The organism is Vibrio toranzoniae (genome assembly GCF_024347655.1).
Classification (GTDB): Bacteria; Pseudomonadota; Gammaproteobacteria; order Enterobacterales; family Vibrionaceae; genus Vibrio; species Vibrio toranzoniae.
Genome location: NZ_AP025515.1, coordinates 182,827 through 196,123, shown reverse-complemented (window position 1 = coordinate 196,123; position 13,297 = coordinate 182,827). Strand labels below are relative to the sequence as shown.

At 42.1% G+C, this 13,297-nt stretch carries 8 protein-coding genes; 5 read left to right on the top strand and 3 right to left on the bottom strand.

Annotated elements, in window-relative coordinates; translation table 11 throughout:
* Positions 1-15: 15 nt before the first annotated feature.
* Positions 16-1,671, bottom strand: a complete 1,656-nt coding sequence (locus tag OCU50_RS15370) for an ATP-dependent endonuclease (RefSeq protein ID WP_060466800.1) — start codon at positions 1,669-1,671, stop codon at positions 16-18.
* A gap of 237 nt (positions 1,672-1,908) precedes the next feature.
* Here OCU50_RS15370 and OCU50_RS15365 point away from each other — a divergent pair, with 237 nt between their 5' ends.
* From OCU50_RS15365 to OCU50_RS15345, 5 genes are all read left to right on the top strand, one after another.
* Positions 1,909-3,648 (top strand): bifunctional metallophosphatase/5'-nucleotidase, encoded by a 1,740-nt coding sequence (locus tag OCU50_RS15365; RefSeq protein WP_060466799.1) that lies wholly within the window; start codon positions 1,909-1,911, stop codon positions 3,646-3,648.
* Between the two features lie 550 nt (positions 3,649-4,198).
* A complete protein-coding gene (locus OCU50_RS15360) occupies positions 4,199-5,200 on the top strand; it encodes a TerC/Alx family metal homeostasis membrane protein (RefSeq protein ID WP_060466798.1) in 1,002 nt (333 codons plus the stop codon).
* Between the two features lie 312 nt (positions 5,201-5,512).
* On the top strand, positions 5,513-5,701 hold the full coding sequence (locus tag OCU50_RS15355; RefSeq protein ID WP_017058324.1) for a hypothetical protein: 189 nt from the start codon (positions 5,513-5,515) through the stop codon (positions 5,699-5,701).
* Between the two features lie 321 nt (positions 5,702-6,022).
* A complete protein-coding gene (locus tag OCU50_RS15350) occupies positions 6,023-7,312 on the top strand; it encodes a DEAD/DEAH box helicase (protein WP_060466797.1) in 1,290 nt (429 codons plus the stop codon).
* A gap of 198 nt (positions 7,313-7,510) precedes the next feature.
* The gene (locus OCU50_RS15345) at positions 7,511-9,229 is read left to right on the top strand and encodes an autotransporter assembly complex protein TamA (protein WP_060466860.1); all 1,719 of its coding nucleotides are present in this window, start codon (positions 7,511-7,513) and stop codon (positions 9,227-9,229) included.
* Positions 9,230-9,542: 313 nt separating this feature from the next.
* On the opposite strand, the gene OCU50_RS15340 is transcribed toward OCU50_RS15345, so the two are convergent.
* Both OCU50_RS15340 and OCU50_RS15335 read right to left on the bottom strand, forming a co-directional pair.
* Positions 9,543-11,000 (bottom strand): phospholipase D family protein, encoded by a 1,458-nt coding sequence (locus OCU50_RS15340; RefSeq protein ID WP_060466796.1) that lies wholly within the window; start codon positions 10,998-11,000, stop codon positions 9,543-9,545.
* A gap of 86 nt (positions 11,001-11,086) precedes the next feature.
* Complete coding sequence (locus tag OCU50_RS15335; protein ID WP_060466795.1) at positions 11,087-13,144, bottom strand: carboxylesterase family protein; 2,058 nt, start codon at positions 13,142-13,144, stop codon at positions 11,087-11,089.
* Positions 13,145-13,297: the final 153 nt, after the last annotated feature.

The following is a 13,297-nucleotide window of genomic DNA, read 5'->3' as shown; positions in this document are numbered from 1 at the left end:
AGTAGGAAAATGATATTACGTGTTTCCATTAGCCATTGTAATCACACGTTTTAATGTCCACCTTAGTAGTATCGGAATACACTCTTGTCCCCGGCTTTCACAATTAGAAACGATGGCAAGAGCAAGGTCTGGCTTCGCGTGTTTTTTGAGAACTCTAGCGACGACTTTTTTCGGTGGGATAGGGTGATCGTAAGGTATCTTAACCATGTCACGAAAAAAGTTCTCAAACCCGTTCATATACAAATAATGTTCGATATCTTTATCAGGCAATTCAGTTAGACGGTGTCGTGCTTGATCGTTACCAAGCTTTGAGAGGACCGTTGCCGCATACTTTTTACCTGCGGCATCACCATCGGTTACTACGTGCCAGTCTATACCAAATTCTTGTGCTACTTTGATGAGAGCTTTAAGCCCTGATTGAGCAAATTCGATGATCTGGACACCTTCTGCTGCAAGATTATACCCACATTGATTGGCTAACTCATTAAACAACCAAACTTCAGTTTCACCTTCTACCAGCAACCAGCATCGAGCAAATAAAGCACCAGGGCGGTGGAAGCGAAGATGGAAACCAATTCGTCTTAGCTCATCTTTGCTGAAGTGATTCATATTGAGTTTGTTAGCGATGGTTTTGTCAGACTGACGAACCAACCTGCGGATCGATTGAAGTGGTACAGCAGATAGTAATTCGCCACTGTTAGTCGTGAGCATTTTCTGCATGGGTAATTTTTGCATTAAACTCCAAGCTCTAGCTAAATGCGTTGGGTGCAAACGACCTTCTGGATCTTCAAGGATCAAAAGAGGACGGGCACACCGTCTTAAGTCAGTCGGCCCCTTAGCTTGTAGATAGGCATTAAGTAAACCCATAAACAATAAGCGAGTTTGCTTACTTTTGGTCTCTTCGACAATCTGATGAATACTCTTTTCATTTGCTCCTGTAGAGTAACGTAAACCATCCCGTGGCTTCCTTGGGTTATTGCGAGAAACGCTCTTAAATGAAAAATAATGCTCTATGAGGTTTTGCATCGACTCTAAGCTACTGCGCATTTCGCCTTTATTGACGTGACCGGGAATTGCCATAAGTCGACGGCAGGTGTTATCGATCCGTTTCTCTATTCTCGCCTGACGACCATTGCCACTAGCCACGTTGCTGACTGCTTTGTGATGGAAAGGGCGATTAAAGTGTCTTGCATCTCGTAAGCGAATTACAGGGTGCAAGGTCATTAACTCTTGGGCAAATTTCTCTGGGTGATGAAGCTTGAGCGGGTTTCCATCTAAGTCTAAAAATGCGTAATGTGTTGTCGTTTCATACTGTTCTAACGTTGCGCTGATTCGATAATAGATACGGTTGACGCCAAATTCATCTTGAACCCAAATCGGTTTCAGTTTGCGATAACGACCCGCTTTAAGCTCGTTTTTGTCGTTGGCTTTTAACGCAAGAACAATTTGAAGGTGTTGAAACTGTGGATGTGAAATCGAATAATCGACATGAAAGTCAGTCATTTCGAATTGATATGGTACTCCGTCAGAGGGGAGAACGACGGACAGGGCATCTAATAATGAAGACTTACCCCAAGTATTTTCACCAATAAGCGTGGTTAGTTCGTCAAACGTGAGTGACATACGTTTGACACCCCGAAAGCCAGAAATCTCAATTCTTTCTAGTTGCATAGACTTACTCCTAACGGAATACTCTGCTAATTGTTTGAAAGCTAACAAATATCTTTAATCATAATCTAAAATTACTAGGCCGGTATGCCCACTGGTCACAAAAACTATTCTTTGTTTGTACGGTTCAAAATGAGATTTATAGCTATCTTGAGTATTTTTTTTCAGTTCAGTTTCATAAAATTCACGATTCTGTCATTATTCTCGACCTAGTATGAAGGGACAAAGAGAGAAGAAAATATGACTAAAAAGAACAAGCCAATAAAAATAGTGTTGGCACACATCAATGACACCCATTCATACTTTGAACCAACCTCATTACAGCTATCACTTAAAATGAACAACCACATCATTGAACCTTATGTCAGTACTGGTGGTTTTGCGCGAATTTCAACTCGATTTAAGCAAATTGAGCAAGACGCTAAACGTCAGAAGTTCGGTACTCTGTTTTTACACGCTGGAGACTGCTTTCAAGGCACTTTGTACTTTTCATTGTTTAAAGGAAGGGCTAATGCTGATTTGCTCAATGCGTTGAATATAGACGCAATGACGCTTGGTAATCATGAGTTAGACATGGGGAATGAACCGGTTGCGATTTTCGCGAAAAGAATACAATTCCCATTGTTGGCTGGTAACTGGAATTTATCGAATGAGGATATCAATAAAACTCATACCCTAGCGGACAACGAAATTGTTAAGCCTTACCTAACTGAGACACGAAGTGCTTCTTTTATAACGAAAGAGTTTGATGGCGAGAAAGTCGCCATCTTCGGCTTAAGCATCGATAAGATGGCGAGCATTGCTAACCCAGATATTGACACCCCATTTGAAAATGCATTAGAAACCGCCAAAGCCACGATAGAACAGATTCATCAGGCAGGCATAAACAAGATTGTGTTACTGAGCCACCTTGGCTATGAAGCTGATTTGGAATTAGCAGCGAATGTAACAGGTATCGGCGTGATTGTGGGTGGCCATAGCCACCGCTTGCAAGGCGACTTCTCTGACATCGGTTTAGTGAAAGACGATGATTACGGTGTAAAAATTGGCGACACCTATGTGGTACAAGCGGGTTTCCATGCAATGAGCTTAGGTCACTGTGAAATAGAGTTCGATTCAGAAGGTAAAGTCACTCACTTTAATGGTAAGAACGAGCTGTTATTAGGACGTCGGCTGTTTATCGACGCAAAATTGAGCGAGGTTGGACAAGACGATGCCCACGATATGGCGTGTGAGTTCTTGAACAACCATTCTAATATCGTGGTATGTAAAAAAGATCCTGAACTTCAAAGTATCTTGACCGATAAGTACCAACCTCAAGTTAGAAAGTTGCAGCAACAAGTTATCACTTACGTCGAGAATAACTTGCGCCATGTACGAATTCCCGATGAACAAGGCCCAAGTCAACTAGCACCGTTAGTCGCACAATCATTTCACTACCTAATGAATAAAAAAGGGCATGAAGTCGAGTTTGCTATTCATAATTCTGGAGGAGTCAGAAACTCGCTAAATAGTGGTGATGTATCGGTTGCCGACATTGCCGGAAAATTACTACCGTTTGCCGTACCTATTGGCATGTACAAAGTGAGAGGAGAAACGATTGCCGACATGTTGGAAGGGGCTATTAACAATGCTTTGGACAATGGAGTGGTTGGTACTGGGTCGGGTAGTTTCCCTTATACTCATAACTTGAGGTTTTGTTATTACAAAGAGGCACCGCTAGGCCACCGCATTCACCACTTAGAAATTTATTCAGAATCTTCCGGGTGGCAAACCGTGAACCACGATCGAGTGTATAAAGGTACTTCTTCTGCCTATACCATGAAAGGGAAGGAGGGCTATGACGCCGTTTTAGGTATGTTAGGTAACGGAACTGTCACGACAGATTCAATGGCAGACTGTTTCATCGAGTTTCTTCAGGATCATCCTGAGTCATTACAACAACATGAAACGATGAATTGCTTAGAATGTTCTAAGTAATGCAAAGTAGTACGTCACTATTGATTGATTTATAAAATTGGCACCATTTATGCTTTATTCCTGCAGGTGTGTTTCCTGTGGGGGATAAAAATGGATAAGCAAGATTGGTTGGATGCGGCAGCGGTTGTTGGTTGGGTATCGGTTTGGTCTGCATTGGTATATTTAGTACCTATGGCCGGTTTATAAAAATAGTCGGTGATTGATAAGTACTTACTGTTGAGTAACAGTGGAGTCAGCATTTGCAATGCGTGCAACATCATCAGCATATTACAGACATAGAAAAGGAGCTGATAGCTCCTTTTTTGCTTTTTAGGTCAATTTTCTATAGACGAAATACGACGAGATGATTATGATCGTCGCGTTTGGGGAGTAGTTAGCGCAAGTTTACATATCGTCATCTCGTTAGGCCAAGTGTCTATCCGGTATGTAAAGGTGAAATCCCATATTTCACTTCAACGAGACCAACGCAATCACAGTCAAGATCCGTAATGGAACCTGATATGCTTTGTTTGCGGAAGGTCTTTATACAGTTCTTCCGCCCGGAGGAATAATGAACTCAACTCAATCTCTATTATCTACCAATAGTGAATCCTTTTTTTCATCGCCGATCATGACGACTTATGCGGGCTTTTTTCTGCTGACGGTTGCTCTCGTCGCTATTGATATCTATCAGACTCGTGGCGGTAACGTCACCATTAAGAAAGCGGCAATCTGGAGTGTTTTCTGGTTTGTTCTTACGTTTTTGTTTGCAGGTTCCATCTATCTATTCTGGGAGGTTTACGCGCCCAATAGTGATTACACTGCGCAAAAAGCAACCGTGTCATTCATTACGGGTTACTTGTTAGAGAAATCACTGAGCGTAGATAACTTGTTTGTCTTCGCGATGATCTTTGCTCAATATCAAGTTCCTGAGCATCTACGACCTCGTGCGCTTCTTTGGGGCGTGATTGGTGCATTAATACTTCGTGCAATTATGATCTCACTAGGCGCACAGCTATTGGCGGAATACCACTGGGTACTTTACGTGTTTGCTGCGTTCTTGATTGGCACTGGTATTAAACTGGCATTAGACAAGGGTGAAGAAGAGAGTGTGAATACACTGCCTGAAAAGCTACTTCGCAAAATCATGCCGGTAACAGAAGATTTCCATGGCCCTGCATTAATGGTTAAACAGAGTACAAAATGGGTACTAACACCAATGATGTTGGTGATTGGTGCGATTGCAGTCATGGACGTGATGTTTGCACTGGACTCTATCCCTGCAATCTTCGCGGTAACACAAGAACCGTTCTTAGTACTTGCTGCTAACGTGTTTGCGTTACTTGGCCTGCGTTCGTTGTACTTTGTACTTCAAGGCATGATGGATAAGTTCATCTACTTGAAGCCAGCACTGGCATTTATCATGGTGTTTATTGGTGTGAAAATGCTATTGGTCGACAGTGAATGGGCTATCCCAACGTATTGGTCTCTAGCGGTGTTGATTTCAACGATGACGATTGCGGTTATAGCGTCGATTTATGTGAAGAAGCCAAGTATAGAACAAGTAAATTAAAACAAATATAACTTATCGAAAACTCGATAAGGGATACGTGGTCGATGATGCGGGGGATTTATTTATGTAAAATATTTGTGACTTCGCCCACTTTTGTTTGTGGCTTATTTGTACAAAATGCATGATATAAGCACTATTTTGAATTTATAGTCGCTAGGTGTGAATATGTATTTCTTGATGTTGTTAATGGTTTGTTTTATTAGAAAAACTAATTCGAATGTCCAATTTTAGTCATTTTTTAACCTAAAAAAGATCACCTATTATTCTTGTCATCAGAACGAAACACACAAACAAATTTATAGAGAGGCAATCATGGCTCAAGCAGTACAAATGAATACTATCGCTGTTCCTAACTCTATGGATAAGAAGACCTACGCGGTTAACTTCAAAGGATTGATTGCACACATTTTCGATATTCTTTTCGTAGACAACTCTCCACGCAGTTACTACGCAAGCGACCTATCTGGTCACATGCAACGCGATATCGGTATCAACCGTTAATTTTAGCGTAAACGTATAGAATTAAAGAAATATAGAATTAAAAACGCCAGCTTCAGAAGCTGGCGTTTTTGTATCTGAAAGAAGGGGACCTGAATTTGAGTGAACGTTTACAAAATTGGTTCTCAAAAGAGACAAGCGACATAAACGTGAAGCTGATACCGTGTTCACAACTCACTTGAAATCGATTACTTCATATCTTGAACTGCTTTGTTGGGGCTTAATCGCTTAAACCTTTGGGAAAGGGGGCAAATTAGTTACGTAATACTGCTGAAATACGTTAATATAGCGCGCTATTATTTTAGCTTTGAGTTCCTGCAATTAATGACTAACACCACGACACCAACCAACTTCTCTGATCTTGGCTTAATCTCACCTTTGATGGCTCGTTTATCTGAGCTTGAATACCAACAGCCAACGCCTATCCAAGCGCAAGTTATTCCAAGTGTGTTAGCAGGACGCGATTTAATTGCAGGCGCAAATACGGGTTCAGGTAAAACCGCTGCATTTGCACTTCCTCTGTTACAACAGATCCATGAAGATGCACCTCTGGACCGTCGTTCAGGCAAAGGTAACTTCGTTTCTGGCCTTATCTTAGTGCCTACTCGTGAACTTGCTAAGCAAGTTGCTGATAGCGTTAAATCTTACGCAGTGCATTTTAACGGTACGATTAAAACGGTTTGTGTATTTGGTGGTGTGTCGGTCAACACTCAGATGCAAGCGTTACGTGGCGGCACTGATATCTTGGTGGCGACACCGGGTCGTTTACTTGACCTTATTTCAAGCAACGCAATCAAACTTGATAAAGTCAAAACGCTCGTGCTTGATGAAGCAGACCGTATGTTGAGCCTTGGCTTTACCGAAGAGCTCGATGCTATCTTGAAGTTACTGCCGAGCAAGAAGCAAACTCTGTTGTTCTCTGCAACGTTCCCTGAGCAAGTTAAAACATTAACTCACGAACTATTGAATGATCCGATTGAAGTACAACTTCAAAGTGCCAACGCGAGCACATTGGTTCAGCGTGTATTTGAAGTCGAAAAAGGTCGCAAGACAGCATTGCTAGCGCATCTAATTCAGCAACACGAATGGCGCCAAGCTTTGATCTTCGTGAATGCGAAAAACAGCTGTGAGCACCTAGCAGACAAGCTTTACAAACGCGGCATTATCGCTGAAGTATTCCACGGTGATAAAGGGCAAGGCTCACGTACTCGTATCCTTGAAGATTTTAAATCTGGCGAGATCGACGTTCTGATCGCGACTGACATCGCGGCACGTGGGCTGGATATTGAGAAGCTTCCAGTCGTTATCAACTTTGACTTACCACGCAGTCCGTCAGACTACATGCACCGTATCGGCCGAAGTGGTCGTGCAGGTGAGGTTGGCCTAGCGTTATCTCTGATCGATCACGAAGACTACCATCATTTCACGATCATTGAGAAGAAGAATAAGATTCGTCTTGAGCGTGAGCAAATCGAAGGCTTTGAAGTGGATGAAGAAGCAACCGCTGAACTCGTTGCAGCATTGAAACCCGTTGCGCCACCGGCTGGCACAGGTAAAAAGAAGAAAAAGAAAAAAGCACAAACTAATCAAGATGTGTGGTTGAGAAACAACTGATATTAATTCAGTAAACGATCGATATTCTAAAGGCGCTTAATTGCGCCTTTTTTTGTGTCTGTAATACGAGAAAGTTAAGTCGTGGGTAAGCGATTGTTCTTGTTTTAATAACCAGACACATTCATTGAAGGGTAGCGTCCTCCATATGAGATTTAGTGATTTTACGCTTTGCTCATAACCTATTCGGGTTTTAAGCAATTGGGCAACCGCGTGAAGACCTCGATTAAACAAGTAGTGCTGGCAGCTTCATTTCTCCTGTTTACCCAACACTCTTCGATAGCTGCTGAATTTGAAGTTAAAGGGCTTAATAAAACTCTCACCGAGAATGTAGAACTGTATTTAAAACCTTTAGCTGATGTTCCCACTTCAAAGCTATCGAAAACTAAGCTCATTCAACGAGTTCAAGACGCACTCAACCCTTATGGTTACTACCATTCCCAGCTAAATATTCTTGCTAGCGATCCCGAAAGTTTAGTACTTGAGATCGATTCAGGCCCTGTCATGCGCATTAAAGACTCTGTTATCAAAATAATAGGTGAAGCGAGTGAAGATTCAGACTTCATCAATGTACTAGAGAAAAATAAGTTGGCTTCAGGTTGCGCGTTATCACATCCGGAGTACGACAGAGTAAAGCGAGAGATCTTATCTCTAGCAAAAAGGAAAGGGTATTTTGACGGTCAGTTTATTGAGTCAGAAATGGAGGTTATTCCTAGTGAAAACGTGGCCAATATACATCTGCAATTTTCTAGCGGCGCACGTTATAAATTTGGGTCATTAAGTATCCCTGATGACGGCGTTGACCCTCTGCGTATAGGAAAAATCCCTACGTTCAAACAAGGTGACTATTTCGACACCATAAAGCTAGGCCAACTCCAATCTGACTTATCAGAAACGCAATGGTTTCGCAGCGTCGTTGTCCACGGTGATTTCAAAGAACTAGAGAGTAACCTAGAAGTACCTATAAAGATTGTTGCACAGCCAAGTTCGCGAAACATCGTGCAAGTTGGTGGTGGCTATTCAACGGATCTAGGGTTAAGGGCTTCTCTAAATTGGTCAAAACCTTGGTATAACCGAAGAGGACATAGTTTTGAGACGAAAACGTATTTGTCTGAACAAGAGCAGTCTCTCAAGCTAGGGTATAAAATTCCAACGCAAGAAGTCACGACTGACTATTACGGTATTCAGTTCGAGTCAAAACGTATTGATCATCGAGATACAAAAAGCTTCACGAATGATCTTAAGTTTGAGCGTTATTGGCAATTAGACAGTGATTGGCAAAGTACAATTTACGTCAAATACCTGCATGAACAATATAGTCAGGCGTCAGAGGAAGACCAATCCCAACTGTTGCTACCCGGAATCAGTTTTTCTCAAATCGATCGTAAGAACGATCAACTCGAGATTAATCATCGCCATATCTATTCTTTGGAATATTCTGATCCGAGTCTGCTGTCTGATTCAAGATTGTTGAGACTAGAGGGAAGCAGCGTTGTTTCTTGGGATATTAGCGAACAACAAAAGCTCCATTTTCATTCAAACGTTGGTATTAACATCGCCAAATCATTATCTGATGTACCGTCATCGCTTCGTTATTTTGCCGGTGGAGACGGTAACTTGCGAGGCTATGGTTATGAATCCATTTCTCCTAAAGACGAAAATGGAGAACTAACCGGTGCGCGTTACATGTTAACTGCAGGGATCGAGTATCAACATCAAGTGTATCGCTCAATATGGATGGGGGCGTTTCTGGATGTTGGTGATGCGTTTGATGACAAAGCAGATTGGAAGCGTGGTACAGGGTTGAGTTTGATTTGGAACTCACATTTTATGCCAGTAAAACTCGATTTTGCTTATGGTCTGGATGCGCCCGAAGGCGATGAGTTTCGTATTCACTTTTCATTAGGTACTCAGTTCTAATACCCATCACCGTAAGTAAGTGATCAGAAATAGTGTGTTAACCAGCTAGAATGACCCGTTGTTTACTACGATTGGCATAATTGTCTATGTTGTTTAAAGTTCGAGTGGGTTTGATACTTTGTCGATGACCACTACCTTGAAAAACGCCACCATTTTCATGTGGCAAATATAAAAAAACCGCGAATTACGCGGTTTTTTTGTACCTATGAGGCTGCGGCTGGCGTGTTGACGCTAACTAGGGTCTATTGAATAAAATGTAACCACGAAAGTTCAATAGACCTTAATACCTTTCACTATTCGTGGCTTGTAGACGTTAGAGCTCAAACTCTCCATTCATTTTTCTGAATAACCAGTCTGGTAGTTTGTTCCATGAACTGTAATTAGGGTTCTTAGTGTATTCTTGTTCTCCTGAAACCCACTTTGTTTCGCCTGATTGGTCGCGCGACACAGCCCAAAACAAATCGTTTTTCTGACGTGTTAAATAGTGTGTTACTTGTTCCGCAAACTCTTCACTATCAATCAGCACGCCAAGCTCAATATTCAAAAAATCGGACCTGGGATCGAAGTTCGATGAACCGATATACGTAACACGGTTATCTAGAATCACGGTTTTATTATGATAGTAAGTATCAACATGAAAATAGTGGTCATCATTGATCGCTTTGCTTTTGTACTCAAAGATACTGACGCCTTTATCGAGTAAGGTCTGGCGATGTTGCTCGTAATACGCAGGAACAAACCCCGAATCATTAGAAGCCGATGAATTGGTCATTAAAGTCACTTTGGCCTGTTGCTCAGTTAATGCATCAATAAACACAAATTGGTTGTCGCTCGGCACCACATAAGGCGTAGAAATCACTGCTTTTGAAGGTGTCGGTATTTTTTGCTTGATCAAGTGCTCTGTACGTTGGCGAAAGTAGGGCTTGTTATCATTGAGTTTCTCCAGTGAATCAAATACTGGCGTGACAGAAGCAGAAATGAAACTCAGATGGTTTAAGTTCTTTATCTGTCTCTCGACTTCAGACGTGATCAACGCTTTATTTTTCTCGCCTTTATTCAACGCTTTGGTGAACGCTTTATATTGCTCCGTTCCTTTGATTTTAATGCGTTCCTGAATCGGCACCACATGTTCGCTGTTCCACAATGCTTGGTAATTTTGGTTGAACGCAGCAATCACATCGCCTTTGAATAGCACATCCATATCAAAGAAGTTGGCTTTTTCACTGTAGCCAAAGTAGTCATCACCGATGTTGCGCCCCCCGAGGATCATCCATTGGTGGTCAACATTAAAGTATTTCTCATGCAGTCGGTTATCTAACTGTTTTTGGTGAGTCGAGAAGTTAAACGCGCGTCCTATCCAGCTCTCTTTGCGAGAATCAAACGGATTGAACAATCGAATTTCAATGTTTGGGTGCGAGTCCAATTCAGCCAACCATTTATCGTTAAATACCAACAAATCATCGAGAGTTAGCCGTACAGAAACACCACGATCGGCCGCTTGTTTTAATTCATCTAACAGCATTAAACCAAGCGTGTCTTTTTCCCAAGAGAAGTAGGTGATATCGATTGAGTTTTCGGCGTGGCGAACTAGGTCAATACGACGAGCAAACGCTTCAGGTGCGGTTGGAATTAGATACACTTCAGCTTGGTGTTCTGTGCTTTGCCAGTTAGCTTCGAAGCCGGGCTCGACATCAGGGTAAGGTTGGGCGCAGCCGGCTAATAAAGCAATGCAAAATATCGCACATATGGCGCGCATCTTATTCTTAAGCATAGGGGACTCATGACATTTTGGCGAATAAAAAGGCCAGCAAGCCGGCCTTAATTTAGGAATGAATACAAATTTAGATGGAATCCAGATTACTCAGGCATGTAATTTAGTAGGAGACCTAGATTTTCAAGACCAGTTAGGCGACCTTGACGTAGGTTGGCATCTTTACCTGGGTTTTTTGTTTTATCCCAGTTAGGAGCGGAAAGCGCCATACCATCAGTATCAATCACTAACACCTGGTCTTCGTTTGCATTATATTGATTCGAATCTGAGAATAATGTTTCGTCAAACCACGAACGAGATATCTCATTCATCAGCTTTTTGTCGGTTGAACTTGGGTGAACTTCTGTGCCATCCATTTTCATTGCTTTATTAAATACAAATGGCAGCTCTGAGCCATTGCAAGCACCCGTAATACAACTGATAGACTTAAGTAAATCACCAATATCTGTTTCGCCATTCGGACCTGTGTTATGTGTCCACACGTTGAAGCTTGGGCTATGGTCAAAATAGTACATGGTCGCATGTTCACTTTCAGCAGCTTTCATACGAGCTGGACCAGCAAACAGCGTATCGTTCATGATGGTACGATATTGGCCCATGTTGTTGATTGCCGACAGTATTTCATGTTCATCATTTGGGTAAAAATCGGTTAATTGGAGCAAATCACTACCTGTTTGGTTTTTTAATCCAAAGAATAACGGAGTCATCGCTTCGTATGCAGACTTTGGTAGCGCATCGATAAGGTCTTGCAGTTCAAGTTGAGCGCTGAATTCATCACTGTTGGCTAGAGAGTGCATACGTTGTTTTACAAGTTGCTTATTGCCATCAATCGCTAACCACTCGGCCATGCGTTGTGCAGTATATTCTGCATCACCAGTATCATCGCCCATTAAATCGATGATTAAAGGCACTAGTGAGGTTAAGTTGGGTAGCATGCTCATGTTATCTGAGTCTTGTGCATTGACACCGATAACCGTCGGTACAACAAAATTAGAGCGACTTGGCTGTGCTTGACCCATACCGTCTTTACAAGAGCTCGAATTCAGCAGTCCACCTTTAAGCTCCGAGCACTCCAAGTAAGGTGCGTAAGGCATTAAGGTTGCCATTGGCGTATTGTCTGACTTTGGTGTGACTGTTGGTATTTCCACACCAATTGAAGACAATAACCAGCTTTCTAATCGTTGTAATGGATCAAGTGCTGTCTTTTGTTCTTCAAGCACTTGCTTAATAGAGTTGTCGCGTAACGTATCAGTATCACTCGCTTGGTCTTTTGCTACGTTGTAGCTTTTGTACTCAAATCCATAAGGTATGCTTTGCATAATGGCGCGCTGGAAATAGCTATCTTCTAGTTTTTTTTCTGTCACTTTTTGTTGCAATAAAGCAATCGACATTGCACCAGAACCTTGGCCCATTAGGGTTACGTTGCCAGTATTCCCACCGAAATTTTGGATGTTTTCTTGTACCCATTTCAATAACGTTTCTTGGTCACCTAAACCGAAGTTACCATTAACGTCGACGCCTTTTACCCAGTTAGACCCCAGCAGCCCCAAACGATAGTTAAACGTCACAGCAATAAACGGATTACCTTCATCGGCACCTTGTGCAACAACCGTGTCACCATGAATCATTGGGTTAGCGCCAGAGCCGTATTCGAAGTCACCACCATGAATGAACACGTATACAGGTAGTTGGTCTTGTGCAGTGGTACCTTCAGGTCGCCAGATATTCAGATTCAAGCAATCTTCACTTTGCTCCAGTTCAAGGCCAGAACCAAAGCTTGTCGATTTATTCTGTGGGCATGCATCACCAAACGACGTTGCTTCAACAATGCCTTCTGAATTGATGAGCTTATTCAAGCCGACAGGATTACTGTGTTCAAAACGCTCAGCTTTTGCAAAGCGAATACCTTTAAAAACTTCAACAGAAGCCAGTTTGTCATCTTCAGTATTTGAAGTTATTAAGAGTTCTTGTTTGGTCGCGTTAATGTTCGTATCACCTATTTGAGCGGTAAACGTTTCCGCTGGTGCAGGAACTAACGCCGCAGGCGCTTCTGGAGAACTAGGGGTATTAGAGTTATCACTGCCACATGCTGCTAACAGCATCGAGATCGTTACAGCTAAAATTGAACGTTTGTTGAGTTTCATTATTATGTCCGCAGTTTTTGTTGTGACCAAACCAGCAATTCCGTGCGCTATCGTCGACCGTTGTCGTGCTTGGATATATGTAATTTTGTTATGGGATGTATATTAAAGACATTATTGTGATTGATGGAATCGCATAAGTAGGACGCTACCCTA